21 protein-coding genes and 1 pseudogene are annotated in these 26,338 nt (G+C 71.3%); 5 read left to right on the top strand and 17 right to left on the bottom strand.

The window, feature by feature from the left end; genetic code table 11:
• Positions 1 to 42 precede the first annotated feature (42 nt).
• The 4 genes from OH735_RS09880 to OH735_RS09865 all read right to left on the bottom strand — a co-directional run bounded on the left by OH735_RS09880 (position 43) and on the right by OH735_RS09865 (position 5,679).
• Positions 43 to 2,295 (bottom strand): alpha-L-fucosidase, encoded by a 2,253-nt coding sequence (locus OH735_RS09880; protein ID WP_406381014.1) that lies wholly within the window; start codon positions 2,293 to 2,295, stop codon positions 43 to 45.
• 17 nt (positions 2,296 to 2,312) lie between these two features.
• Entirely contained in the window at positions 2,313 to 2,966 is a 654-nt protein-coding gene (locus tag OH735_RS09875) for a LamG domain-containing protein (protein ID WP_406381013.1), read from the bottom strand.
• A gap of 297 nt (positions 2,967 to 3,263) precedes the next feature.
• Positions 3,264 to 4,568 (bottom strand): FAD-dependent oxidoreductase, encoded by a 1,305-nt coding sequence (locus tag OH735_RS09870; RefSeq protein ID WP_406381012.1) that lies wholly within the window; start codon positions 4,566 to 4,568, stop codon positions 3,264 to 3,266.
• Positions 4,569 to 4,779: 211 nt separating this feature from the next.
• Complete coding sequence (locus OH735_RS09865) at positions 4,780 to 5,679, bottom strand: TIGR01777 family oxidoreductase (protein ID WP_406381011.1); 900 nt, start codon at positions 5,677 to 5,679, stop codon at positions 4,780 to 4,782.
• On the opposite strand from OH735_RS09865, the gene OH735_RS09860 reads away from it, so the two are divergent.
• From OH735_RS09860 to OH735_RS09850, 3 genes and pseudogenes are all read left to right on the top strand, one after another.
• Positions 5,678 to 6,052, top strand: coding sequence for a hypothetical protein (locus OH735_RS09860; RefSeq protein WP_406381010.1), 375 nt, complete (start codon positions 5,678 to 5,680; stop codon positions 6,050 to 6,052). The genes OH735_RS09865 and OH735_RS09860 overlap by 2 nt on opposite strands.
• Before the next feature lie 51 nt (positions 6,053 to 6,103).
• A complete protein-coding gene (locus OH735_RS09855; protein ID WP_406381009.1) occupies positions 6,104 to 6,640 on the top strand; it encodes a GNAT family N-acetyltransferase in 537 nt (178 codons plus the stop codon).
• 195 nt (positions 6,641 to 6,835) lie between these two features.
• A pseudogene (locus OH735_RS09850) lies at positions 6,836 to 6,958 on the top strand (short-chain dehydrogenase); the annotation flags it as partial.
• Between the two features lie 81 nt (positions 6,959 to 7,039).
• Here the strand turns inward: OH735_RS09850 and OH735_RS09845 are convergent.
• The 8 genes from OH735_RS09845 to OH735_RS09810 form a co-directional block, all read right to left on the bottom strand.
• Entirely contained in the window at positions 7,040 to 7,561 is a 522-nt protein-coding gene (locus tag OH735_RS09845) for a DUF4240 domain-containing protein (RefSeq protein ID WP_406386494.1), read from the bottom strand.
• Between the two features lie 61 nt (positions 7,562 to 7,622).
• A complete protein-coding gene (locus tag OH735_RS09840; protein ID WP_406381008.1) occupies positions 7,623 to 8,594 on the bottom strand; it encodes a helix-turn-helix transcriptional regulator in 972 nt (323 codons plus the stop codon).
• A 106-nt stretch (positions 8,595 to 8,700) separates the two neighbouring features.
• Positions 8,701 to 11,370, bottom strand: coding sequence for a pyruvate dehydrogenase (acetyl-transferring), homodimeric type (gene aceE / locus OH735_RS09835; protein ID WP_406381007.1), 2,670 nt, complete (start codon positions 11,368 to 11,370; stop codon positions 8,701 to 8,703).
• Positions 11,371 to 11,855: 485 nt separating this feature from the next.
• On the bottom strand, positions 11,856 to 12,479 hold the full coding sequence (locus tag OH735_RS09830; RefSeq protein WP_406381006.1) for a GntR family transcriptional regulator: 624 nt from the start codon (positions 12,477 to 12,479) through the stop codon (positions 11,856 to 11,858).
• A 146-nt stretch (positions 12,480 to 12,625) separates the two neighbouring features.
• Complete coding sequence (gene sucB / locus OH735_RS09825; protein WP_406381005.1) at positions 12,626 to 14,368, bottom strand: 2-oxoglutarate dehydrogenase, E2 component, dihydrolipoamide succinyltransferase; 1,743 nt, start codon at positions 14,366 to 14,368, stop codon at positions 12,626 to 12,628.
• A gap of 62 nt (positions 14,369 to 14,430) precedes the next feature.
• The gene (gene lpdA / locus OH735_RS09820) at positions 14,431 to 15,819 is read right to left on the bottom strand and encodes a dihydrolipoyl dehydrogenase (RefSeq protein ID WP_406381004.1); all 1,389 of its coding nucleotides are present in this window, start codon (positions 15,817 to 15,819) and stop codon (positions 14,431 to 14,433) included.
• Positions 15,820 to 16,197: 378 nt separating this feature from the next.
• Complete coding sequence (locus OH735_RS09815; protein WP_406381003.1) at positions 16,198 to 17,754, bottom strand: leucyl aminopeptidase; 1,557 nt, start codon at positions 17,752 to 17,754, stop codon at positions 16,198 to 16,200.
• Positions 17,755 to 18,276: 522 nt separating this feature from the next.
• Positions 18,277 to 19,056, bottom strand: coding sequence for an adenosylcobinamide-GDP ribazoletransferase (locus OH735_RS09810; RefSeq protein ID WP_406381002.1), 780 nt, complete (start codon positions 19,054 to 19,056; stop codon positions 18,277 to 18,279).
• Positions 19,057 to 19,144: 88 nt separating this feature from the next.
• Here OH735_RS09810 and OH735_RS09805 point away from each other — a divergent pair, with 88 nt between their 5' ends.
• On the top strand, positions 19,145 to 19,906 hold the full coding sequence (locus OH735_RS09805) for a hypothetical protein (protein ID WP_406381001.1): 762 nt from the start codon (positions 19,145 to 19,147) through the stop codon (positions 19,904 to 19,906).
• Here the strand turns inward: OH735_RS09805 and OH735_RS09800 are convergent.
• The 5 genes from OH735_RS09800 to OH735_RS09780 all read right to left on the bottom strand — a co-directional run bounded on the left by OH735_RS09800 (position 19,849) and on the right by OH735_RS09780 (position 25,980).
• Positions 19,849 to 20,583, bottom strand: coding sequence for a hypothetical protein (locus OH735_RS09800; RefSeq protein ID WP_406381000.1), 735 nt, complete (start codon positions 20,581 to 20,583; stop codon positions 19,849 to 19,851). The two genes, OH735_RS09805 and OH735_RS09800, sit on opposite strands and share 58 nt — an antisense overlap.
• A complete protein-coding gene (locus OH735_RS09795) occupies positions 20,580 to 22,532 on the bottom strand; it encodes a phosphatidylglycerol lysyltransferase domain-containing protein (RefSeq protein WP_406380999.1) in 1,953 nt (650 codons plus the stop codon). The genes OH735_RS09800 and OH735_RS09795 overlap by 4 nt, the downstream gene beginning before the upstream one ends.
• Before the next feature lie 85 nt (positions 22,533 to 22,617).
• Positions 22,618 to 23,742 carry a nicotinate-nucleotide--dimethylbenzimidazole phosphoribosyltransferase gene (gene cobT, locus OH735_RS09790; protein ID WP_406380998.1) on the bottom strand — a complete coding sequence of 375 codons (1,125 nt, stop codon included), beginning with the start codon at positions 23,740 to 23,742 and terminating at the stop codon, positions 22,618 to 22,620.
• 95 nt (positions 23,743 to 23,837) lie between these two features.
• Positions 23,838 to 24,677 carry a class I SAM-dependent methyltransferase gene (locus OH735_RS09785; protein WP_406380997.1) on the bottom strand — a complete coding sequence of 280 codons (840 nt, stop codon included), beginning with the start codon at positions 24,675 to 24,677 and terminating at the stop codon, positions 23,838 to 23,840.
• A 100-nt stretch (positions 24,678 to 24,777) separates the two neighbouring features.
• On the bottom strand, positions 24,778 to 25,980 hold the full coding sequence (locus OH735_RS09780; protein ID WP_406380996.1) for a bifunctional adenosylcobinamide kinase/adenosylcobinamide-phosphate guanylyltransferase: 1,203 nt from the start codon (positions 25,978 to 25,980) through the stop codon (positions 24,778 to 24,780).
• A 129-nt stretch (positions 25,981 to 26,109) separates the two neighbouring features.
• Between OH735_RS09780 and OH735_RS09775 the strand changes: the two genes are divergently transcribed.
• Entirely contained in the window at positions 26,110 to 26,319 is a 210-nt protein-coding gene (locus OH735_RS09775) for a hypothetical protein (protein WP_406380995.1), read from the top strand.
• Positions 26,320 to 26,338 lie beyond the last annotated feature (19 nt).

Raw genomic sequence — 26,338 nt, 5'->3', positions numbered from 1 at the left:
GAGCGATCGGTCCGGGCCACCACCCGTTTCGGCAGGGCTCTCTCAGTGCCCGCGCACCTGGACCTCCGCCAGCGACAGCGGGTTGGTGCCGGAGGTCAGTTGCACGCGGACGTACCTGCCGGAGGTGCCCGCCGGGAGCTGCACGGTGGACGGCCGTCCGGCCTGGCCGGTGACATGGACCGCCGTCACACCGGGTGCGGTCCGTGCTTCATCGAGTCCGTCGGCCGTGATCGGGGTGTCCGAGGTCATGACCCAGAAGTCCTTCAGCCGGTCGGAGCAGCAGTCGGTGCGGTTCCAGATGTCGACTGCGGACAGTGACTTCGAGGCGCCCAGGTCGACCTGCCACCACGCCTGCGACGAGGGCTCCGCGGTGTGGGTCACCGAGCCCGATCCGAAGGAGCCGTCGGTGTTCCCGTCGACGGCGCGGGAGGCAGGGGCGTCCCACGCGGTGCTCTTCTGGGTGGCGGCCTTGTTCCGGGCGAGGTTCTCCGGAGCCACCGTGACCTTGATCGCTGTGGTGGTCGTGAGGCGGCCGTGGCGCAGGGTGACGTTCAGTGTGTACGTACCGGGGGCCGCGGTAGCGGGCGGCGTCACGGTGAACGGGACCTTCGCGTCCGCGCCCGGCGCCAGCGGATTCACCCGGGTGGCCGCCGGGGTGACGGTCCAGCCCTCGGGTCCGGACAGTCCGATCCTGGTCCCGGGTGCGTGCTCGCGGGCGGTGTTGGTGAGGGTCAGCGTGCCGTCGGCGGCGCGTTTGGGGTTGAGCTCCTTCGGTAGTTCGGTCCTTGTGCGGACGAGGGTGTTCACGCCCGGGGTGGTGACCTTGAAGACGTACGCGCTCTTGCTCCTGGTGGCCGACGCCCCGTCCTTCGGCGTCTCGACGATCACGCGGCCTGCGGAGTCCTTGTGCCAGGGCAGCGCGCTGCCGTCCGAACCGAGCAGCGTGATACGGGAGTCGGCGGCGACGGGCGTGTCGGCGCCGAGGGTGAGTTCGGCGCCGGGCCACTCCAGCGCGGTCGCGTACAGCGTGCCGTCCTTCACCGTGTAGCGGATCTTGTCGTCTCCGGTCGGCTCCTCGGCGTGGTGCCAGTAGGTCGTCCCGTAGATCGCCTCACCGTTGATCTTCAGCCAGGCTCCGATGTCGAGCAGTCGCTGCTGCTGGATCTCGGGGATGGTGCCGTCGGCGCGCGGGCCGATGTCGAGCAGCAGATTGCCGTTCTTGCTGACGATGTCGGTGAGCGAGTCGATCAGCTGGTCGGAGGTGAGGTGGTCCTCCTCGGGCTCGTTCTGGTTGTAGCCGTAGGAGTGCGCGATGCCCCGGCTGGCCTCCCACTTGTTCGGGTCGATGTCCGGCTTGACCGTGTACTCGGGTGTCTGGAAGTCGAGTTCCTTGCTGTCCAGCGCACCGGTCTCGATCTTGCAGCGGTTGGCGACCGCGACTTCCTTCGGGTGCGCCCGGTTCTTCGCGCGGTTGTAGTAGTCGGCGATGACGGGCGCGGTCTTCCAGTACGACGCGGGTTTGTCCCACTGTCCGTCGCACCAGATGATGTCGGGATCGTACTGATCGACCAGCTCGTTCAGTTGCGGGACCATGTAGTCGCCGACGTAGTTCTTGACCGACGGGGCGCCGGTGTACGGGACTTCGGCGCCGGTGTACGGGTTGCGGACCGGGCTGCCGGTGTACGACGGGTTGTACCACTCGTACAGCGAGTAGTAGAAGCCCGCCTTCAGCTGCCCGCCCTCGGTGTCCTTGCGCGCCGCCTTGAACAGGTCGCCCGCCAGGTCGCGCTCAGGGCCGAGGTCCACGGTGTCGCGGCCGCTGACCTTGCTGTCGAACAGTGCGACGCCTTCATGGTGCTTGGAGGTCAGTACGAAGTATTTGGCACCGGCATCCTTGAACAGCTTCACCCAGGCGTCCGGGTCGTACTTCTCGGCCTTCCACTGGCCGATGAAGTCGTCGTAGTTCGCGGCCGTGCCGTAGGTGTTCTTCTGGTGGGTGTTGGTGGCGCTGCCCTTGCTGTTCATGTAGTTCCAGTACCACTCGGCGTAGCTGCCGCGCGGGCCCCAGGCGGGCACCGAATAGGCGCCCCAGTGGATGAAGATGCCGAACTTGTCGTCGTTGAACCACGTCGGCGTGGGGTGGCTGTTGAGGGACTCCACCGTCGGCTCGTAGTCCTTCGACGGGGGTTCGGGCGCGGCGGAGGCCGGGGTGGTCAGGAAGCCGGCGAGGGCGGCCAGAGCCGTCGCTCCGACGAGTCTGGTATGGGTACGGGTACGGGCATGGGTGCGGGTCACTGCGGGTTCCCTTCGGCTCAGCGGTCGTAATGCGCGTAGTCGGCCCGGACTTGCTCGGGGCTCAACGCCTCGTCCCAGGTGGTGACTTCGTCGAGATCTCCGCGCAGCCCGGCCTTCTTGGTGCCGATCGAGCGCAGCGGGAGCGGAATGGACGCGTCGATCGTGCCGACGCGCTCGCCGTTCGCATACAGGGTGGTGCGGCCCGGCTCGGTGACCCAGGTCAGCTGGACCCACTGGTTCAGTGGCAGGGTGTAGTCGAAGCTGTGGTCGGCCGCGCCGGATGGGGTCTCCCCGGCGATAGCGAGGGGAAGGGTGAAGCCGACCTTGCCGGTGCCCCACTGCTGGAGTTTGAGCACGCCGGCCTTCGAACTGAGCAGCACCTGGTCACTGGTCCTGCCCGTCGTCCTGACCCAGCCGGAGACGGTCCACGGCTCGGTCAGGTCGAGGCCGCCGAATCCCACCCCGTCGCGGTCGCTGTCGAAGCGCCAGGCCTGGCCGCTCACCCCGTCCGGGACCGGAGTGGGGTTGTTGATGATGTACGAGGTGCCCGGCAGGTTCCCCGCGGTGTCCTCGGCGAAGATCGTGTTGCCGGGGCTGACGGCCCACGTCCAGCCGCTCGGTTCGGTCCACTGGGTCGGTCTGGGAACAACGGGCGACCGTGGCGCCGCCATTGTGGTGCCTGTGCTCGATGCGGGTTCGTTCGGAGGCTCGTTCGCCACCGCGACGGGAGTGATAGATCCGATGACTAGAGCTATAAGGAGTGGCAGAACAGGCATGAATCGGCGCACTGCGGTCTCCTGAACATCCGGTTCGCCAGGACCGTAGCGGTAGACGTGGCGCACGACAAGGGTGTTTGCGGGAGTGGTGTAAACCACTCTCGAAAACAGGAGGTGGAGCGATAGATCCGATCTGTAAGGGGTGTTGGGGTTGGGGTCGGCTGGACCGGGGCAGGATGTGCGCGGGCGGACTCAGGCCGCTTCGCGCAGTTCCGCCTCCAGGTGGCCGGGGCGGATGCCCAGATCGGTGAGGATCGCCTGGGCCGCGCGGCGGCCCGAGAACAGGGCGCCCTGGACCGTGCTCGTGTCGCGGTGGTCGCCGCACACGTACAGCCCGGCGAGCAGCCGGACCGGGCGGCGCAGATCGTGCGGGGCGGGCATCGCGGGGACCGCCTCGGGGTCGTGGTGGGCGGCCAGCAGCTCCCAGTCGTCGGTGGGGGTGCCGTACAGGACGGCCAGATGGGCGCGGACCGTGCGGTCCAGATCGGGCGGTGGCGTGCCGAGCACCGTCGAGCTGATCAGGGTCCGGCCGTGCGGGGCGCGCGACGGGTCGACCGCGCTCATCACCGCGGTGTGCGCGACCGGGCCCGAGCGGTCGGCGTCCAGCAGCAGCGAGGCACCGGTCGACGGGGCAGTGGGGGCGGTGTGGTGAAGGACCGTCACCGGGTGGAAGGGCGGCACCCGCAGGCCGGGCAGCAGTTCGGCGGCGGCGCCCGCGCCGGTCGCCAACAGCAGGGAGCGGCAGCCCAGTTCGCCGTGCTCCTTGGTGCGGACCGAGGTGATGTCGGCTGCTGTGACATGCACGCCCGTCCGTACGGTGCCGGGCGGCAGCGCGGCCGCGAGCAGTTCGGGCAGCCGTGCCGAACCCCCCTCGGGCACGCACAACCGGCCGCGCGCGTAGTCGCGCAGCGCGAGATCGGCGCACCGGCTGGACGTGGTGAGTTGCGGGTCGCTGAGCAGCGCGGTGAGCAGCGGCCGCAGAAAGCCGTTGACCGTACGGGCGGTCGGGCCGCGGCGGGACAGGGCGGCGAGCGCGGTCTGTTCGGGCCGGGCCAGGATGCGGGCGGCCGGGGTCGCGGCGAGCCGGGCCAGGGCCGCGCCCAGCCGGGCCTGGTCGATCGGCCCGCCCATCGGCGAATGGGGGGCGCTCGCCAGGGCGCGCGCTGCCTTGAATGCGCCTCGCGCGCCCCGTACAACGCCGGTCCGGTAACGGCGGCCCTCGCTGTGGACGAGGACTCCCGGCGCGAAGCTGCGCAGCACGAGCCCGTCGAGGGCGGGCATCAGGCGGAGATCCGGATACGAGGTGCTGAGGAGTGGGCCGAGGTGGTCGAGCAGGAAGCCGTTTGTTTCGGCGGTGGTCATCCGGCCGCCGACCCGGGGGCCGGCCTCCAGGACGCTGACGCTGACCCCTGCGCCGGTCAGTCGGTGGGCGGCTGACAGGCCGGCGATCCCGGCCCCGATGATGACGACGTCCGCGTGGCGTGCCGAGCTGAGCACGTGCCCTCCCCGAGTCGGCGCAACTTCTGGGAGGCTCTTGCCCCCGACTGGCCCCCGGAATGCCCGAGTTCGCATGGAGGCTAGGAGGGTGTCCGACGCGGGCGCAGTCGCGCGTACCGGGGGCACCGGTGCACGGGGTCGCACGTCCGTCCGAACGTGAGGGGAATGTGCGGGAAATGTGGGCCGAGGCCGCGCCGGACGCGCCCCGCGTTCAGCGCAGTGCCGCGCGGATCGCCGCGTCGATTCCCGGGAAGGCGAACACGAAGCCCGAGTCCAGCAGTCGGCCCGGCAGCACCCGCTGGCTGCCCAGCACGTCCTCGGCGAAGTCCCCGAGGACGATCCGCAGGGCCGGTGCCGGAGCGGTCAGGAACGTGGGGCGGCGCAGCACGCGCCCCATCGCGGCCGTCACCTCGCCGTTGGTGACGGGGTCGGGGCCGGTCAGGTTCACCGGTCCCGACAGCGATTCCGTCTCCAGGATGTGCCGCAGCGCCGCGACCTCGTCGTGCAGCGCGATGAAGCTCCAGTACTGGCGCCCGTTGCCCAGCCGCCCGCCGAGCCCCGCGCGGAACAGCGGGAAGAGCCGGCCCCAGGCACCGCCCTCTCGCGCGACCACCAGACCGGTGCGCGCGTGCACCGTCCGTACGCCCGCCTCCTGGGCCGCGGCCGTGGCCGCCTCCCATTCCACGCACACCGACGGCAGGAAGCCCTCGCCGGCCGGGGCGCTCTCGTCGACCGCGCGGTCCCCGGTGTCGCCGTAATAGCCGATCGCCGACCCGGACAGCAGTACTTTCGGCGGTGCGTCCAGTGAGGCGACGGCCTCCGCGATCGCTGTCGTCCCGAGCACCCGGCTGTCCCTTATCTCCCGCTTGTACGCCGGTGTCCAGCGGTGGTCGCCGACGCCGGCGCCGGCGAGATGGACGACGGCGTCGCAGCCCACCAGGCCCGCCACGTCGACGTACCGGCGCCGGGGATTCCACTCGACCTCGTCACCGGCCCGTGCAGGGCGTCGCACCAGGCGTACGACCTCGTGCCCGTCGGCCCGCAGCGAGCGCACCAGCGCCGCTCCGAGGAGTCCGGATGCTCCGGTGACAGCGATACGGGAGTGCAGCATGGGGCCATTCTGCCGCAGCGGGCCCGGGCGCGCCTCGCCCGACGGGCCGAGGCCCGGCGCACAGGTCGTCCGAAGAGCAGCCGGAGGGCGACGTCCCGGCAACAGCCAGGGCTGTGTCAGCCCGCGTCAGCCGGAGCAGGACTGGCGCGACCGGTTCGACCGGGTCCACCGCGAGCTCGACTACGCGGTCCTGCCCATCACCCTGCACCCGGACGTCAGCGGCCGCCCGCAGGTGCTGCTGATGCTGGAGCGCTTCGTCGAGTACGTCGCCGGGCACGAGGGCGTCAGCTTCTGCACCCTGGAGGACGCGGCCGACGACTTCCGCCGCCGGTTCCCGTTCGACTCGGCCGAGCGCCCCGCCGATTTGCGCTGAGCCGGAAAACTGGGCTGACCGGGCAAGGTGCTGCGTGGCACAGTGGCACGCATGCCCGATATACACCCGCACCCGGTCAGCCCCGTCCGTTCCGTCCGCCCCGCGGTTCTCGCCGACGAAGCCGCTCTCGGCGAACTCGACCGCTCCACGTGGTCCACGCTGCACGCGGTCATGCCGAAGCCCCAGCCGCCGTACGCGCCGTTCTTCGACGACCGCCACAGGCCCGAGGAGTTTCTCGTCGCCGAGGCGGAGAACGCTGCGGGGGAGGTGTCCATCGCCGGATACATCAGGCTGGTCCCGCCGACCCCGATGGCCTGCAACGCACATGTCCGGCAGATACAGGGCCTCGCCGTGGCGGACTGGGCGCGCGGCCGCGGGGTCGCCAGGACCCTGCTGCGCGCCGCGTTCGCGGCCGCGCGGAGCGCCGGGGCGAACCGGATGACGCTGCGGGTGCTCGGGCACAACGCGCCGGCGCGGGCCCTGTACGAGTCGGAGGGGTTCGTCGTCGAGGGTGTGCTGCCCGGTGAGTTCTTCCTGGGCGGGCGTTACGTCGACGACGTGATGATGGGCCGCTCGCTCGCCCCCTGACCGTTCCCGCTCAGCCCTTGAACAGCCGCATGCCGCCCATGAGTTCCTGCAGACAGCGGACCGCCGGATCGGCGGGTGAGCCGGGCCCGCCCGTCGGCGCGTCCGTCTGCCCCAGGACTCCAGCGCCACGCGTACCGCGTCCGTGGCGGCCGCCGCGGCGAGCCGGACCTCCAGCGGGTCCGCCGCCTCGCCGGCCAGCCGGGTCAGGGCTTCGCCGGCCCGGACACCGTCGCGGGCGTCGTGGCGATGCCCGGATCGCAGGACGGGGCGTTCATCACGGGTACGGAGATCCGGATCGACGGCGGCACGCACTTCTGACGTGGCGGCAGAACCCGCTTCCGGCCTGACGGCGTGACCGCGCGACGGCGTGAGCGCAGGGCCCTGGCGGGTTCAGTCGGTTCAGTCGGCGCCGAACCGCTCCCAGAGCGCGGGAAAGCGTTCCGCCAGCACATCTTCGTCCTCGAGGCTGAACGGGGTGCCCGCCGGCTCGGCGGTCTGGGGCGGCAGGCCGAGATCCGGGGTGACCACGCCGGTGAGCTGTTCGTACGCCTCGTCGGCGGCGTAGCCGAGGTCCTCGGCCTCCCCGTCGACCTCCGGGTCGAAGTCGTCGAGGAGGTCGGCGAGGCCGTCCGGGTCGTGCAGCGCGCCCTCGAAGACGTCCCGGCCCTGCCCGATCAGCCAGCAGCGGAAGAAGTCGAAGGCGTCGTCGCTCGCGCCGCCCAGCAGCACGGTGGCGGCGCCCCACAGATCCCAGCGGTACGCGCGGTTGTAGCGGGCCTCGAAGTGCCTGGCGAAATCCAGCACGGCTTCGGGATCGAGCCGCACCAGCCGTTCGACGAGCAGATCGGCCTGGTCCTCGGGGTCGCCCTCGGCGGCCTCGCGGGTGCTGTCGACGATCTCCCAGAACTCCGTCTCGTCCATCACGGCTCAAGCATCGGCCCTGGCGGCGGGCGATGCACGCGGACGCGGCGAAAAGGCCCCCTCAGCGATAGAGGTCGCGCAGGCGTTCGGCGGCCGCGGCGAACCGGGCCCGCAGAGCGGCCGGTTCGAGAACTTCCAACTCGGTTCCCAGGGTGAGCAGCTGGCTGTAAGCGATGTCGAGGGACTCGACCGGCAGAGTGACCGTCAGCCACCCCTGCGCATCGGCCGGTCCCGCCGCGTCCAGCGCGTCGTGGACCGCCGAACGGTCCAGTGCGTACGGCAGTCGGCGTACCCCCTCCTGCGACACCCGTACCGTCACCTCGGTACGCAGGAGCGAGCGGGCGAACTGCGCGGCCCGCTCGTCCCAGAACCCCGGCAGATCGAACCTCTCGTCGCGCGCGAACCGCTCGTCCGACACCGCGACGGCCGAGAACCGGTCGATCCGGTACACCCGGAAGTCCTCCGCCACCCGGGCGCAGAGGTACCAGACCCCGGCCTTCAGGACGAGCCCGTACGGGGCCAGCTCCCGCTCCACCTCCTCGTCCCCGCCGTTGCGGCGGTAGCGGGCGTGGACGATCCGGTCGTCCCAGACCGCCTCCGCGACGGCGGGCAGCAGCTCGGGAGTGACCGGTTCCTGGTACCAGCCGGGAGCGTCCAGGTGGAAGCGCCGGGCGGCACTTGCCGAGGCGTCCCGCAGGGACGGGAGCAGCGCCGCCGACACCTTGAGCCGGGCCGCGGACGCGGCGTCCTGAAGGCCCATCTCGCGCAGGGCCGACGGCAGCCCGGAGAGGAAGAGCGCCTCGGCCTCGCTGCGGGCGAGCCCGGTGAGGCGCGTACGGTACCCGCCGACCAGCCGGTAGCCCCCGGCCCGGCCCCGGTCCGCGTACACCGGGACACCCGCCTCGGAGAGCGCCTGGGCGTCCCGGGTGACGGTCCGCTCGGACACCTCCAGCTCCCGGGCGAGCTCGGCGGCGGTCATGGCGGGACGGGACTGCAGCAGCAGCACCATTTTGATGAGACGGGCAGCACGCATGCGGCCATTGTGGCCGCATGCGTGCTGCCCTCGAATGCGGGCCGGGAGCGAGAGCCCGGGCCCGTGCAGGAGGCGGCCGGGCGTACCCGGCCGCCTCCTCATCAGGTCACAGCCCGTACTGCTCCCGGGCGTCCTTGACCGCGGACGCGGACACCTCGCCGCGGCGGGCCAGCTGCGCCAGGGCCGCGACCGTGATCGACCGGGCGTCGACGCCGAAGTGGCGACGGGCCGCCTCACGGGTGTCGGAGAGGCCGAAGCCGTCCGTGCCGAGCGAGGACCAGTCCTGCTCCACCCACTGGCTGATCTGGTCCGGGACCTGCCGCATCCAGTCGCTGACCGCGAGGACCGGACCCGGTGCGCCCGCCAGCGCCTGGGTCACGTACGGCACCCGCTGCTCACCGCGGAGCAGCGCCTCGTCGCACTCCAGCGCCTCGCGGCGCAGCTCGCCCCACGAGGTGGCGGACCAGACGTCGGCCCGGACCCCCCAGTCAGCGGCCAGCAGCTCCTGGGCCTCCAGGGCCCAGTGGATCGCCGTACCGGAGGCCAGCAGCTGGATCTGCGGGGCGTCCGCCGCCGTGGGCGTGCCCTCCTTGAAGCGGTAGAGGCCCTTGATGATGCCGTCCTCGACGCCTTCCGGCATCGCGGGTTGCGGCTTCGGCTCGTTGTAGACCGTCAGGTAGTAGAAGACGTTCTCGGCGTCGGGGCCGTACATCCGGCGCAGACCGTCCTTGACGATCACCGCGATCTCGTACGCGAACGCCGGGTCGTAGTTGAGCGACGCGGGGTTCGTGGCGGCGATCAGGTGCGAGTGGCCGTCCGCGTGCTGGAGGCCCTCACCGGTCAGCGTCGTACGGCCCGCGGTGGCGCCGACGATGAAGCCCTTGCCGAGCTGGTCGGCGAGCTGCCACATCTGGTCGCCGGTCCGCTGCCAGCCGAACATCGAGTAGAAGATGTAGAAGGGGATCATCGCCTCGCCGTGCGTCGCGTACGACGTCGAGGCGGCGATGAAGTCGGCCATGGCCCCGGCCTCGGTGATCCCCTCGTTGAGGATCTGGCCGTCCTTGGCTTCCTTGTAGTACATCAGCTGGTCGCGGTCGACCGGCTCGTACGTCTGGCCCAGCGGCGAGTAGATGCCGGCCGACGGGAACAGCGACTCCATACCGAAGGTACGGGCCTCGTCCGGGACGATCGGCACCCAGCGCCTACCGGTCTCCTTGTCCCGCATCAGGTCCTTGACCAGGCGCACGAAGGCCATGGTCGTGGCCATCTCCTGCTTGCCGGAGCCCTTGTACAGGGCCTTGAACGCGCGCTCCTCGGGCTCGGGCAGCGCCACCGCGTGCACCCGGCGGGCCGGTGCGGGGCCGCCGAGGGCGGCGCGGCGCTCCTGGAGGTAGCGGACCTCGGGGGAGTCGGCGCCCGGGTGGCCGTACGGCACCAGGCCGTCGGCGAAGGCGCTGTCCGGGATCGGGAGTCCGAGCAGCTCGCGCATGCCCTTGAACTCGTCGATCGTCAGCTTCTTCATCTGGTGGTTGGCGTTCTTGGACTCGAAGCCCTTGCCGAGCGTGTAGCCCTTCACTGTCTGCGCGAGGATCACGGTCGGCGCGCCCTTGTGCTCGACGGCGGCCTTGTACGCCGCGTACACCTTGCGGGCCTCGTGGCCGCCGCGCGAGTTGTAGAAGCACTCGGCGATCACCGCGTCGGTGAGCAGCTTCGCCAGCTCGGCGAGCGCGGGCTCGGCGCCGAAGAAGTGCTCACGGATGTACGCGACATCGCGGGTGGCGTACGTCTGGAACTGCGCGTCCGGGACCTCCCGGAGCCGGCGGACCAGCGCACCGGTGGTGTCCAGCTGGAACAGCTCGTCCCAGGCGCTGCCCCAGAGCGTCTTGATGACGTTCCAGCCAGCGCCGCGGAACGCGCCCTCCAGCTCCTGGACCACGCGGAAGTTGGCGCGGACCGGGCCGTCGAGGCGCTGCAGGTTGCAGTTGATGACGAAGGTCAGGTTGTCGAGCCGCTCACGCGCCGCGAGGGCGAGGGCCGCGGTCGACTCGGGCTCGTCCATCTCGCCGTCGCCGAGGAAGGCCCAGACGTGCGAGTTCGACGTGTCCTTGATGTTGCGGTTGGCCAGGTAACGGTTGAAGCGCGCCTGGTAGATCGCCGAGAGCGGGCCGAGGCCCATCGACACGGTGGGGAACTCCCACAGCCAGGGCAGCCGCCGCGGGTGCGGGTAGGACGGCAGACCGTCGCCGCCCACCTCCTGGCGGAAGTTGTCGAGGTGCTGCTCGCTGAGCCGGCCGTCGAGGAACGCGCGGGCGTAGATGCCGGGGGAGGCGTGGCCCTGGATGTAGAGCTGGTCGCCGGAGCCGTCCCCCTCCTTGCCGCGGAAGAAGTGGTTGAAGCCGGTCTCGTACAGCCAGGCCGCCGAGGCGAAGGTGGCGATGTGGCCGCCGACGCCGAACCGGGAGCCGCGGGTGACCATCGCCGCCGCGTTCCAGCGGTTCCAGGCGGTGATCCGGGACTCCATCTCCAGGTCGCCGTCGAACGCGGGCTCGGCGGCGGTCGGGATGGAGTTGACGTAATCGGTCTCCAGCAGCTTGGGCAGCGCGAGACCGGCGCCCTCGGCATGCTGGAGCGAGCGGCGCATCAGGTACGCGGCGCGGTGCGGGCCCGCGGCCTTGGTGACGGCATCCAGGGAGGCCGCCCATTCGGCGGTCTCCTCGGGGTCACGGTCCGGGAGCTGATCGAGCTCGCTCGGAAGCTTTCCTACGGGGTCGGTCATGATCGCCGCCTTCCGGAGTGGAGGGGGGTGGAGAAAGGCCCTGGCTGGCAGGACAGGGCGATGGGGCCGGTGGGCCCGCGGAGTGAACTCTAAGCCGCCGATCGATGATCGATCAAAGGATGAACGGCAAAACTTCTCGATATGAAGAAAGTGGCATTCGGTGCCGTAAAGCCGGGCACGGAGTGACGGGATTTAGCGCGCAAAAGGGGCGCTGGTCTGCACGGATGAGCGCATCTTGTGCCAGATGAGCAAGCCGCTCGGGCGGCGTCGCGCGTACGCATCCGCTGCGGGAAATGCCTGACGCCGCTCGGACGGCGACGCGTACGCGGCCCGGGCCCGCGATGCGTACGCTCCTCGGGTCCGTGACGCGCGTGACGCTTACGCTCCTCGGGTCCGTGACGCGCGTGACGCTTACGCTCCTAGGGTCCGTGACGCGCGTGACGCTTACGCTCCTAGGGTCCGTGACGCGCGTGACGCTTACGGACTCAGGCGCGGGGGGCACAGCCGAGGACGTGGGCCTTGACCAGTGCCCCGATTTCCGGGTCCTTCCGCAGGAAGGCCTCGATGAGCGCCTCGTGCTCCTCCGCGTACGACTTCTGCACCGTGCCCAGCCACCGGATCGACAGGGCGGTGAACACCTCGATGCCCAGCCCCTCCCAGGTGTGCAGCAGTACGGCGTTCCCGGCCGCCCGCACCATCTCCCGGTGGAACGCCACCGTGTGCCGCACCTGCGCCTCGCCGTCGGCCAGCCGGTCGGCCTCGTAGAGTGCCGCCACGTGCGGCGACAGCCGCGAGCAGTCCTCGCCGAGCGCCGGAGCCGCCAGTTCCGCGGCGATCTGCTCCAGGCCGGCCCGTACCGGATAGGACTCCTCCAGGTCGGCCGCGGTCAGGTTCCGTACGCGTACACCCTTGTTGGGCGCCGACTCGATCAGCCGGAGCGTCTCCAACTCCCGCAGCGCCTCGCGTACGGGCGTCTGGCTGACCTCCAGCTCGGTGGCGATCCGCCGCTCCACGATCCGCTCGCCCGGCTTCCAGCGCCCGCTGACGATCCCGTCCACGATGTGCTCGCGGATCTGTTCGCGCAGCGAGTGGACGACGGGCGGGGTCATGAGGGGCTCCTTCGGAGAAACCGGCGCTGCCGATCCGGTCGACGCCGAAGCGGCGACCGGTGGTGACTAGACAATACGGCGGCGCCCCCGCCCGGAAGTGGTCCGGACGGGGGCGCCGCTGGTGAGGCTGGTTACAACCGCGGTGCTCAGAGGCCGAGCTCGACCTCGAACTCACCGGCCTCCAGGATCGCCTTGACCGAGGTCAGGTAGCGGGCGGCGTCCGCGCCGTCCACCAGACGGTGGTCGTAGGAGAGCGAGAGGTACGTCATGTCGCGCACCGCGATCGTCTCGCCGAGGTCCGGGTGGTCGATGACCACCGGGCGGCGGACCGTGGCACCGATGCCCAGGATGGCTGCCTGGTTCGGGGGCACGATGACGGTGTCGAACAGCGCACCGCGCGAGCCGGTGTTGCTGATGGTGAAGGTGGCACCGGACATGTCGTCCGGCGTCAGGCCGCCACCGCGGGCCTTGTCGGCCAGCTCGGCGGTCTTCTTCGAGATACCGGCGATGTTCAGGTCGCCCGCACCCTTGATGACCGGGGTCATCAGACCCTTCTCGGCGTCCACGGCGATGCCGATGTTCTCCGAGTCGAAGTACGTGATGGTGCCCTCGTCCTCGTTGATCCGGGCGTTGATGACCGGGTGGGCCTTCAGCGCCTGGGCCGCCGCCTTCACGAAGAACGGCATCGGGGACAGCTTGACGCCCTCACGGGCGGCGAACGCGGCCTTCGCCTGGTTGCGCAGCTTCATCAGCTTGGTGATGTCGACCTCGACGACCGAGGTCAGCTGGGCCTGCGAGTGCAGCGCCTTCATCATGTTGTCGCCGATGACCTTGCGCATGCGGGTCATCTTGACCGTCTGACCGCGCAGCGGGGAGGCCTCCAGCTTCGGCGCCTTGGCGGCGGCGGTCGCAGCGACGGGGGCCGGGGCAGCGGCGGCGGCCCTGGCGGCCTCCGCGGCGGCGACGACATCCTGCTTGCGGATCCGGCCACCGACGCCGGTGCCCTTGACGGTGCTCAGGTCGACACCGCTCTCGGAGGCGAGCTTGCGCACCAGCGGCGTGACGTACGCGCCCTCGTCGACGGGGGCCGTCGGGGCGACCGGAGCCGGGGCGGCAACGGGTGCCGGAGCGGCGACGGGCGCCGGAGCGGCCGGGGCCACCGGAGCCGGAGCGGCGACCGGGGCGGCGGGCGCCACCGGGGCCGGAGCGGGAGCGGCAGGGGCCGGGGCGGCGACGGGCGCCGGAGCGGCCGGAGCCGGGGCAGCCGCCGGAGCGGCACCCGCGGCACCGATGACGGCGAGCTTGGCGCCGACCTCGGCGGTCTCGTCCTCGGCGACCACGATCTCCAGCAGCACACCGGAAACCGGGGCCGGGATCTCGGTGTCGACCTTGTCCGTGGAGACCTCGAGCAGCGGCTCGTCCTCCGTGACCTCCTCGCCGACCTCCTTCAGCCAGCGGGTGACGGTGCCCTCGGTGACGCTCTCGCCGAGCGCCGGGAGGGTGACGTCGGTACCGGCGGCGCCACCGGCCGGAGCGGCGGCGGCCGGAGCCTCGGCCACGGGGGCCGGGGCGGCGGGGGCCTCGACCGGCGCCGGGGCCGGGGCGGCCGCGGGCTCGGCGGCCGGAGCCGCGGCGGCAGCAGGCGCACCCGTGCCGTCGTCGATGACGGCCAGCTCGGCGCCGACCTCGACGGTCTCGTCCTCGGCGACCTTGATGGCCGCGAGGATGCCGGCCGCCGGGGCCGGGATCTCGGTGTCGACCTTGTCGGTCGAAACCTCGAGCAACGGCTCGTCGGCCTCGACTCGCTCGCCCTCGGCCTTCAGCCAGCGGGTGACAGTGCCCTCGGTGACGCTCTCGCCGAGCGCCGGAAGGGTTACGGAAACCGACATGGTTTCAGTTGCTCCTTAACGAAAGTGCGGAAGTAGGTCGGTCGTCGCGCCCGGTCGACTGATCAGTCGTGGGAGTGCAGGGGCTTGCCGGCCAGGGCCAGGTGGGCCTCGCCGAGCGCCTCGCTCTGGGTCGGGTGGGCGTGGATGAGCTGCGCGACCTCGGCGGGCAGCGCCTCCCAGTTGTAGATCAGCTGGGCTTCGCCGACCTGCTCGCCCATACGGTCACCGACCATGTGGACGCCGACCACGGCACCGTCCTTGACCTGGACGAGCTTGATCTCGCCGGCGGTCTTGAGGATCTTGCTCTTGCCGTTGCCCGCGAGGTTGTACTTCAGAGCGACGACCTTGTCCGCGCCGTAGAGCTCCTTGGCCTTGGCCTCGGAGATGCCCACGGAGGCGACCTCGGGGTGGCAGTACGTCACCCGGGGGACACCGTCGTAGTCGATCGGAACGGTCTTCAGACCGGCCAGCCGCTCCGCCACCAGGATGCCCTCGGCGAAGCCGACGTGGGCGAGCTGAAGCGTCGGGGCCAGGTCGCCCACGGCCGAGATGGTCGGAACGTTGGTCTGCATGTACTCGTCGACGAGGACGTAGCCGCGGTCCATCGCGACGCCGGCCTCCTCGTAGCCCAGGCCCTGCGAGACCGGGCCGCGGCCGATGGCGACCAGCAGGACCTCCGCCTCGAAGGTCTTGCCGTCGGCGAGGGTCACGCGGACGCCGTCCTGCGTGTACTCGGCGCTCTGGAAGAACGTACCGAGGTTGAACTTGATGCCGCGCTTGCGGAAGGCGCGCTCAAGAAGCTTCGAGCTGTTCTCGTCCTCGACCGGGACGAGGTGCTTCAGGCCCTCGATGATCGTGACGTCGGTGCCGAAGGAGGTCCACGCCGAGGCGAACTCGACGCCGATGACGCCGCCGCCCAGCACGATCGCGGACTTCGGGACGCGGTCCAGCTTCAGCGCGTGGTCCGAGGAGATGATGCGGTTGCCGTCGATCTCCAGGCCCGGCAGCGACTTCGGCACGGAGCCGGTCGCGAGCAGCACATGGCGGCCCTGGACGCGGCGGCCGTTCACATCCACCGAGGTGGGGGAGGAGAGCCGTCCCTCACCCTCGATGTAGGTGACCTTGCGCGAGGCGATGAGACCCTGCAGACCCTTGTACAGGCCCGAGATCACGTCGTCCTTGTACTTGTGGACGGCCTGGATGTCGATGCCCTCGAAGGTGGCCTTGACACCGAACTGGTCGGCCTCGCGCGCCTGGTCGGCGATCTCGCCGGCGTGCAGCAGGGCCTTCGTGGGGATGCAGCCGTTGTGCAGGCAGGTACCGCCGACCTTGCCCTTCTCGATCAGAGCGACGTCCAGGCCCAGCTGCGCTCCGCGCAGGGCCGCGGCGTAACCGCCGCTACCACCGCCGAGGATCACTAGGTCGAAAACGGTGCTGGCGTCGTTCGCCACGTCACGTCCTCCATGCATGTGCGCCGTATGCCGGGCCCCGTCGCTGGGGGATGACCGGCCGGTCGGCTGGTGTTCGGCCGCTTTGATATTCGGCCCTGTGGTGGGGGCCCTGTCCTGCCGAGAACCCATCTTCGCACTTGTTGACGGTGGGCGGGACGCGGGGCCCAGGTCTGAGACGGATGATCATCCGTCTCAGGTGGTTACCGCTGCGTAGAAAAAGGATAGGCGTGCAGCGCGGCGTCGGAAGGGTGGTGGTGGGAGGCGGGAGGGCCTACTGATTTCGTTGAGAGCGAAACCTGCCGGAACCGTGCCGCGATGCCACCGGGGGAACACGTACGGCCCCGGACGTATGCCCGGGGCCGTACACCAGCTGCGACGTCAGCCGAGGTCTCCGGCCGCGGTGCGCTCCGCCAGCTTCACCAGCGTGCGGACCGCGGAACCGGTGCCGCCCTTCGGCGTGTAGCCGTACGGCGCGCCCTCGTGGAAGGCCGGGCCCGCGATGTCCAGGTGCGCCCAGGCGATGCCCTCGCCCACGAACTCCTGCAGGAACAGGCCGGCCACCAGGCCGCCGCCCATCCGCTCGCCCATGTTGGCGATGTCGGCGGTCGGGGAGTCCATGCCCTTGCGCAGGTCGGCGGGGAGCGGCATCGGCCAGGAGGCCTCGCCGACCTCCTCGGCGATCTCGTGGATGGAGGTACGGAAGGCGTCGTCGTTGGCCATGATGCCGAAGGTGCGGTTGCCCAGTGCCAGCACCATGGCGCCGGTCAGGGTCGCCACGTCGACGATCGCGTCCGGGTTCTCCTCGGAGGCGCGGGTCAGCGCGTCGGCGAGGACGAGGCGGCCCTCGGCGTCCGTGTTGAGGACCTCGACGGTCTTGCCGCTGTACATGCGCAGCACGTCACCGGGGCGGGTGGCGTTGCCCGACGGCATGTTCTCGGCGAGCGCCAGCCAGCCGGTGACATTGACCCGCAGGCCCAGACGGGCGGCCGCGACGACGCTCGCGAACACGGCGGCGGCGCCGCTCATGTCGCACTTCATCGTCTCGTTGTGACCGGCCGGCTTCAGCGAGATGCCGCCCGAGTCGTAGGTGATGCCCTTGCCGACGAGGGCCAGGGTCTTCTCCGCCTTCGGGTGCGTGTAGGCGAGCTTCACCAGGCGCGGGCCGTGGGTCGAGCCCTGGCCGACGCCCAGCAGGCCGCCGAAGCCGCCCTTGACGAGCGCCTTCTCGTCGAGGACCTGCACCTTGATGCCGTGCTCCTTGCCCGCGGCGGTGGCCACGGCGGCGAAGGACTCGGGGTACAGGTCGTTCGGCGGGGTGTTGATCAGGTCGCGGGCGCGGTTGATCTCCTCGACGATCGCGAGCGCGCGGTCGGCGGCCGCCTTGAACGCCTTGTCGCGCGGCTTGGTGCCGAGCAGGGCGACCTCGGCGAGCGGCTGCTTCGGGCCGTTGCCGTTCTTCTTGTCCTTGGGCGCCAGCTTGTTCTCGCCACCCTGGTACGCGGTGAAGGCGTACGCACCGAGGAGCGCGCCCTCGGCGATCGCCCCGGCGTCCTCGACGGAGGCGACGGGCAGCGCGAAGCCGGCCTTCTTCGAACCGGCCAGGGCGCGCGCGGCGGAGCCCGCGGCCTTGCGCAGCGCCTCGGCGTCGTACGCCTCGTCCTTCTTCGGTACGGAGCCGAGGCCGACCGCGACGACGACCGGGACCTTGAGGCCGTCGGGCGCGGGGAGCTTGGTCACCTCGCCCTCGGCACCTGCGGCGCCCAGGGCCTCCAGGACGGTGGCGAGCTTTCCGTCGAACGCCTTGTCCACGGCCTCGGCGCCCGGTGCGAGGACCAGGTCCCCAGACTTGGATCCAGCGCCCTTGGCGACGCCGACGACGAGTGCGTCGGCGCGCAGCGTCGCCGCACCTGCAGTGCTGAGAGTCAGAGCAGTCACGGTGGTGAAATCTCGCTTCCGTTGAGTTCGTTGTCGGTCGATGGGTGGGCCGACCGTGCCCGGCGCATCGTGGACGCCGCCGCAATGTGCCGGGAATGAGCCTACGCGCGCCCTTGCTGCGGTATCACGGCGGCGGGCCGTCGGCGTCCTGTTGCGGCGATCCGGGCCACGGGCAGCGAGCGGTCCGGGACCGGGCCCGTGCGGCCGGAACGGAGCGTGGACGTAGGGTCGTTGGTGGTGCCGGACCAGCAGGGGGAGAAGATCAAGCGCGCCCGCGGGGCTGCACGCGTGCGGGATCGCTGCGGGCGCTGCCCGCGACCGTACTGATGCTGCCGGCCCTGCTGACCGGTTGCACCACGGCCGCGGAGCCCGCCTCGAAGGACCGGTGGCGGCCGGAGCCGGGCATCGGCCGGCAGTGGCAGCTCTCCGGCCGGCTTGACCCCACGGTGGACGTCCCGGTGTACGACATCGACGGCTTCGACCACGGGGGACGGCCGGATCGGGCTCCGAGGTCGAGAGGCTCTAGCCGAGCGCCAGCACCACCAGGGCCGCCGTCGCCGCCGTCTCCGCCAGCGCGCCGAAGACGTCGCCGGTCACCCCGCCGAAGCGGCGCACGCAGTGCCGTAGCAGGAGTTGGGCGACGCCGAGGGCGAGCAGCGCGGCGAGGGCGTGGCGCAGCGCCCCGTAGCCGCCGAAGAGCGCACCGGCACCCGCGCAGGCCACGACCACGACCGCCCCGGCCGCCACCGCGGCCCGGACCGTGACCGTCCCCGCCACCGCCGCACCCAGCCCTTCCGGACGGGCCGCCGGCACGCCCTGACGGGACGCCAGGGTGAGCGCGAGCCGGGCGGTGACCGCCGCGACGGTTGCCGCGACCGTGCCGCGTGCCCAGCTCTGCCCGTACAGCTGGTCGAGGACCGCGACCTGGGCCAGCAGCACGAACAGCAGGGTGATCACCCCGAACGGCCCGATGTCCGACTGCTTCATGATCCGCAGCGCGTCGTCGGCGGGCCTGCCGCTGCCCAGGCCGTCCGCGGTGTCCGCGAGACCGTCCAGGTGCAGGCCCCGGGTCAGCACCGCGGGCACGGCGGCGGAGGCCACCGCGGCGAGCAGCGGACCGGAGCCGAGCAGCAGCAACAGGCCACCGGGCACCGCGGCGAGGAGCCCCACGACGAGACCGGCCAGCGGCGCGCACAGCATCCCGGCGCGGGCGGTACCGCGGTCCCAGCGGGTGACGCGGACGGGAAGCACGGTCAGGGTGCCGAAGGCGAAACGCAGGCCGTGGAGGTTCAGGGAGGTCACGGCGCGCAGGCTAATCGCTGTGCCGGACCGATAGATTGGTCATAGCACGACGGATCATGACGAAAGCGACTTATCTGGAGTGGGTGGCATGGGTCACTGGTTCGAGGAGAACATCGTCGAGCCGGGGAAGGTGCCGTTGCTCCTCGCCCTGGCCGCCTTCGTGCTCACCTTCGCCGTCACCCGGTTCATCACCCGGATGATCAGGGCGGGGAAGGGCCCGTTCCGCAACATCACGCCCGGCGGAGTGCACGTCCACCACGTGGTGCCCGGCGTGGTGTTGAGTGTCGTCGGCGGCTTCGGGGCGGTCGCCAGCGGGCGCCAGGGCGTCGCCGCGGCGGTCTGTGCGGTGATCTTCGGCATGGGCGCGGGTCTGGTGCTGGACGAGTTCGCCCTGATCCTCCATCTCGACGACGTGTACTGGACCGAGGAGGGCCGGCAGAGCGTGGAGGTCGTCGTCCTCACCGCGGCGCTGGTGCTGCTGGTCCTGGCCGGGTTCTCGCCGCTCGGCGTGAACGAGCTGAGCAGCGCCGAACAGCAGGGCAGGCTCGGGGTCGTCCTGACCCTGATCGTCAACTTCTGCTTCGTGCTGATCGCCCTGTTCAAGGGCAAGGCACGGCTCGCGGTCGTCGGCACCCTCGTCCCGTTCGTCGCGCTGATCGGGGCGATCCGGCTGGCCCGGCCGACCTCGATGTGGGCGAAGCGCTTCTACCGCAACCGGCACCGCGCCCGTGCCCGGGCGGTGCTGCGCGCCTACCACCACGATGTGCGCTGGGCGGGCCCGCGCCGCAGATTTCAGGACCTCATCGGCGGGGCACCGGACCGGGTCCCGGCTCCCGGACGCAAACCCTGATCGCGGCGGCGCGCGTACCGGCGCCGGTTCCGGCGGACCGTGACCGCGCAGAGCACGAGCACCGCGGCGATCGCCGCCAGATGCTCCTTGCCGGCCAGATTGTTCTTGTAGTTCACCTCGACCACCATCGCCGCGATCACCAGCACCCCGGTGAACCAGGCCCGGTAGACGCAACACAAATAGACGGCGAGACCCACCACCGCCGCCGACGGACCGGTGTCGACGATCCGGGCGTCGGAGGCGGGCAGTCCGAACGGACCGTCCGGGTCGATCGAAACACCGATCCGTGCGTACAGCGTCCCGGCCAGCGTCGCCACGTACGCGATGAGGAGCGTGCGCCACCGGCCCAGACAGATCTCGGCTGTCCCTAACACCATCAGGATCTGCGCCAGCGCCCCCCACACCGGCAGGTCCGGCGCCGGGACGAACAGCGACAACGGGGTACGCAGCAGGGCCTGCCACAACGGATCCTCGGCCCGCACCGCCCCGAGCGCGCGCACCGCCCCGGACCCCCACGGCTGGTTCTCCACCGAGTGGAGCAGCGCCGTCAGACAGACCGCGGCGAGCGTCAGGGGGACCGCCCGCAGCCGGGAGGCGGTGAGCCCCGCGCGTACCGTGGCGAGGAGCAGACCCCATTCGCGGCGGGCCGCCCCGCTCGGCGGGCGTACGAAACTCATCCACCGGCCCCGAGATGCGAGCGGTGCAGCCACTTGGGCAGACCGGGCGCCTCCAGGAACCCTTCGGCGCGGCCCGCGGCGAGGCCGATGCGCAGCAGGTCGGAGCTCTTCTCGAAGAGCATGAAGCGTGGCTCCCAGATCGGCCGGTACTTGGCGTTGGCGCGGTAGAGCGACTCGATCTGCCACCAGCGCGAGAAGAAGCTGAGCATGGAGCGCCACAGCCTCAGCACCGGTCCGGCGCCGAGCCGTGAACCCCGTTCGAAGACGGACCGGAACATCGCGAAGTTCAGCGAGACCTGGGTGATCCCGATCTCTTCGGCGCGCTGCAGGAGTTCGATGACCATGAACTCCATGAGGCCGTTCTCGGAGTCGCGGTCACGGCGCATCAGGTCCAGCGAGAGGCCGTTCGGTCCCCACGGCACAAAGCTCAGTACGGCGCGCAACTCGCCCGGCGCGGTGCCCTTCGCGACGGGGGTGCTTCCCTTTTCGGCAACCACGCCACCGCTTTCGGCAGCCACGGCACCACTTCCGGTGGCCACGGCGTCACTTCCATTGGCTACGACACCACTTCCGGCGGTCCCGGCGCCCTCTACGGTGGGCGCGCCTGTCTTCCCGGCGGGTGCGTTGCGGCATTCGAGCATCACGCACTGGCCGTCGGCCGGATCGCCGAGCCGGCCCAGCGCCATGGAGAAGCCGCGCTCGGTCGCCCCGTCGCGCCAGTCGTCGGCGCACCGCACCAGTTCGGCCATCTCGTCGTCCGGAATCTCGGCGTGCCGTCGCACGGTCACCTCGTACCCGGCGCGCCTGATCCGGTTGTACGCCTGACGGACGGTCCGCATCGCCCGTCCTTCGAGGGTGAAGTCGGCGGTCTCCACGATGGCCTCGTCGCCCAGCTCCAGGGCGTCGAGACCGTGCCGCGCGTAGACGGTGCCGCCCTCCTCGCTCGCGCCCATCACCGCCGGGATCCAGCCGTGCTCACGGGCCTCGGCCAGCCACGGCTCGATCGCCCCGGGCCACGCCTCCGGGTCGCCGATGGGATCACCGGAGGCGAGCGAGACCCCGCCTACCACCCGGTATGCGACGGCGGCCTTCCCGGTCGGCGACCAGACGACGCTCTTTTCCCGGCGCAGCGCGAAGTAGCCGAGCGAGTCCCGCTCACCGTGCTTGTCGAGCAGCACGCGCAGCCGGGCCTCGTCCTCGGGGGTGATCGGGTCGACGGCCCGGCGGGCCCGGAACGCCGCGTACACCACGGCGATCAGCAGCAGGGTGGAGAGGATGTTGATGCTGACGTTGACCCAGCCCGGCGTGGTGATCCCGGCGTAGTTGGTGTCGGTGTCGGTGATCGAGATCAGTCGCAGGGTGCCGTAGCGCCAGCGGTCCAGGAAGGTCGAGCGGAACTCGTCGTGCGCGGTGTTGGTGAGGGTGACCAGGCCCGCGGCGATCAGCGAGGTGGCCAGCAGCCCGCCGACCGCGACGACCGCGGCCAGCTTCGGATTGGACCGGTCGCCCTTCGCGTAGAACTCACGCCGACCGAGGGCCAGCGCCAGGACGAAGGCCGCGGTCAGCGTCAGCGAGAACCAGTTCTGCGGGTACTGCCGGACCTCCGGGAACGGGATCACCAGGACGAAGAGCAGCAACAGCAGGCTGCTCACCACCATGTTCACGATCCAGGCGGCCCGCTTGCGGCGGCGCATGGTGATCGCGAGGAAGAGCGCGACCACCCCGGAGGAGAAGCCCGCGGTGAGCAGGTACGGGGTGAAGTAGTTCGCGGTGTTGTGGCGGCGCAGGTCGTTGCCGAGAGTGACCCAGACGGCACTCAGGAAATTGATGAACGACACGACACGCAGGTACCAGACGGCGAATGCGGCACAGCGGCGTGACCGGACGGTGCTCGGCGCCCGGGTGCCGCCCCGCCCCGATTCCTCGGTGGCCAATCGGACCTCTCCCATGAAAAGCGATCATATGGTGCATCGCGCCCTATGAGGGGACCGTGCTGCGGCCGGTGTCCGGCGGGCCGCAGCCGTGCCGGGTCCGTCAGCCGTCGGTCGCGTCGCCGTCCTCTTCGCCGTCCGCGTCGCCGTCCACGTCCGCTTCGCCGGCGCCGTCCTTCTCGTCGGCGACGGGTGGGCGTTCAGGCAGCTCCGCCGCCAGCGCGGCAGCGGCCCGAACGAGCGGAAGCGCGAGCAATGCCCCACTTCCTTCTCCCACGATGACGCCGTGGTCCAGCAAGGGGGTGAGTGCCATCCGGTCCAGGGCCTTGGCCTGCGCCGGCTCGCCGCTCGCCTGACCCGCCAGCCACCAGTCCGGCGCCCGGAAGGCCGCCCGCTGACCCACCAGCGCACAGGCCGCCGAGACCACACCGTCCAGGATCACCGGCATCCTGCGCACCGCGCACTGCAACAGGAATCCCGTCGTCGCCGCCAGATCCGCGCCGCCCACCGTGGCCAGCAGTTCCAGCTGATCACCGAGGACCGGCCGGGCCCGGCGCAGCGCGTCCCGGATCGCCGCGCACTTGCGCATCCACGCCAGATCGTCGATCCCCGCGCCACCGCGCCCGGTCACCACCGACGCGTCCGTGCCGCACAGCGCCGCGATCAGCGTGGCCGCGGCCGTCGTACCGCCGACGCTCAGATCGCCGAGCACCACCAGATCGGTGCCCGAGTCGGCCTCCTCGTCGGCGATCGCCATCCCCAGACGTACCGCCCGCTCGGCCTCCTCGGCCGTCAGCGCGTCCTCGATGTCGATCCGGCCGGTGCCGCGCCGCACCCGGTGACGTACCACCGGCTCCGGGAGCAGCTCCGGGTCGCAGTCCAGTCCGGCGTCGACGATCCGTACCGGTACGGAGAACTGACGGGCCAGCACGGCGAGCGGAGTCGCGCCGTCCAGCGTGGCCCGCACCAGCTCGTACGCGCTCCCGGCCGCGCGCCCGGAGACACTCAGTTCGGCAACCCCGTGATCACCGGCGAAGAGCACCACGCGCGGCTGCGCGATCGCCTTGACCGGTACGGACTGCTGGGCGGCCGAGAGCCATTCGCCCAGCTCGTCCAGGCGGCCGAGGGCGCCGGGGGGAACGATCAGGCGCTCCCGGCGTTCCTCGGCGTCGCGCCGTACGCCGCCGTCGGGGCGTTCGATCAGGTCGGAGAAGTCGTCCAGATTCACGGGGGTCTGCCTCGCGGGTCGATACGTGGAGTGGGCCGGCGAGCCCGGCGGCGGGCTCACTGCGGAACAGTACCCGCAGCGTTTCTGACACCCGGTCAGTGCGAGGATCCGTACCCGAACCGCAGCTGCGTCATCGCGGGCGTCAGGGTGCGCAGCCCCGGCAGCAGCGACTGGAGCCGGATCAGCTCGCCCATCGCACCCCGCCCGCGCGGCAGCCGCAGCGCCCGTACCTCGGTGATCGCCGGGTGCGCACTGCGCAGCTTGTGCCGCTCGCCGGGGTTCATCGCCCAGCGCATCGGCGGAATGGTCATCCCGCCGACCTTCGACTTGCCGGTCACCGTGCCCCTGGCCAGCCAGCGCGCCATCGTGTCCAGGACGAGGACGCCGCCGGGCAGCCGTTCGGCGCAGGCCGCCAGGATCCTCCGTACCTCCGCGGGGGGCAGGTACATCAGCAGCCCCTGCGCCGTGACGACCACGCCGCGGTCCTCCGGGTCCTCGATCTCGTCCAGCCAGGACAGATCGGTCGCCGAACAGGACAGGGTGCGCAGCCGTCCGGAGGCGGGCAGTAGTGCCTGCCGCAGCTCGGCGACCTCCGGGAGCTCCACGCTCAGCCAGTTCAGCCGGCCGTTGTCGACCCGCCAGAAACCGGTCTCCAGGCCGTCGCCGAGCGCGACCACGGTGGCCTGCGGGCGGGGGGCGAGATACTCCTGCACGGCCAGGTCGAAGCAGCGGGAGCGCAGCCCCTGGGCCTGCGAGTGGAACGCGTTCGGCTGCCCGAACCGCTCCTCGAAGGGGTAGTCCAGATCCTTCATCAGCCGGAGCGCCATGGGATCGTCCAGCACCGGATAGCGCTGCCCCGCCTCGTACGCCCGGTTGTAGAGCGTCCACAGCAGGGTCTCGGGAACCCCGCTCAACATCGGTCGCATACGTGCCATGTCCGCTCCTCCTGTTCCCGCGATCGCGTTCCTGTCGTGTTCCGTTCGCGCGTCGTCGTTCCCGCGTCGTCGTTCCCGCGTCGTCGTTCGCGCGGCCCGGTCAGCCGCGCAGCGTCAGCACCTGTCCGGCCACGACCAGCAGCACCTGTTCGCACTCGTCGGCGAACGCGACGTTCAACCGGCCCAGTTCGTCCCGGAACCGTCGCCCGGCAGCCGTCGCGGGCACCACGCCCGAGCCGGTCTCGTTGGTCACGGCGACGATCGTGCGCCGCGTCCCGCGCACCGCGGCGATCAGCTCGGCGGTCCGCTCCCGCAGTGCGTTCCCGCCGTCGCCCGCCCACGCCGCGTCGTCCCAGGCGTGCACCCGGTCCATCGCGTCCGTCAGCCACAGCGACAGACAGTCGATCAGCAGCGCAGGCCCGTCCGACTCCAGCAGCTCCACCAGCTCACAGGTCTCCTCGGTGCGCCAGGCGGCGGGCCTGCGTTCCCGGTGCAGCCCGATCCGGGCCGCCCACTCCGCGTCCCCTTCCCTGCCGCCACCGGTCGCCACGTACACCACCTCGGGGAACGTCTCCAGGCGCCGCTCGGCCTCCACCGACTTCCCCGACCTGGCGCCGCCCGTCACCAGCGTGCGCCGGGGTACCTCCGGCACCGCGTGGTACCCGCCCACCACCAGCGTCGTCCCGTCCGGCACGGTCCGCGCGCCGGCCGCCGCGAGCCGCCGGCCCAGCTCGGCGCCGGGCGGAGCGTCATGGTCCAGATGGACGGCGATGATCTCGGTGGTGGGCCCGATCGCCTCGACGGCCCGCAGTCGTGCCACCGCGTCCGGCCGCCCGACCACGTCGCCGACGACCATGTCGTACGGCCGCGGTGCCCGGTCCGCGAGCCCGGAGGGTGCGGCGCCGGGCGGCAGGTAGAGCAGGTGCACGCCCTCCGGCGAGCTCACCTCGTAGCCCGTGCCCGGCGCGTCCATCGCCACCGCCCGCACCCGGTGCCCGCTGATCAGGGTCAGCTCCTGCCCGTCCGGCACCCGTCCCGCCGAAGGCAGCCCGGGGGGCAGCTCCACGGCGGGCCCGTCGTGCGGATGGGTGAGCAGCACCTGCCGTACGCCGGTGAGCGAATGCCCCGCGCGGGCCGCGGCGAACACGGCGCCCGGGGTGAGATCGAGCAGCAGCGCGTCGTCGACCAGCAGCGCGGTCGCGGCCCGCGAGGCCGTCCCGCGGGCGGCGGCGCAGGCGGCGCAGGGACAATCGGGGCGCGGCAGCCCGTCGGGGGCTCCGGTGCCGAGCAGAGTCAGTTCCACGACTCCGATCCTCCCGCGTCCGAGCAACCGGTGCGCGACTTGGGGGGGCGTCCGGGCGGGCGCAGGGCCCGTACCGGCACTGGTCGTAGGCACTAGGCTGCGGGCAGCCAAGCGACCCAGGAGGCGGACATGGCATGGACGTGGCGGTTCGAGAAGTCCGACGGTACGGAGACGGAGCCGACCCTGCAGCCGGAGGAATTCACTACGCAGGGTGACGCGGAGTCCTGGATCGGCGAGTACTGGAAGGAACTCCTCGACGGCGGGGCGGACCAGGTGACGCTCTTCGAGGACACGACCAAGATCTACGGCCCCATGAGCCTCCAGGCCGACGAGGGCTGAATTCCCGCGTTCCGGCGCG

It is taken from the genome of Streptomyces sp. NBC_01618 (genome assembly GCF_045209435.1).
Taxonomy (GTDB): Bacteria; Actinomycetota; Actinomycetes; order Streptomycetales; family Streptomycetaceae; genus Streptomyces.
The sequence above is the reverse complement of the archived record's forward strand: the minus strand, read 5'-3'. Positions and strand labels throughout refer to the sequence as shown.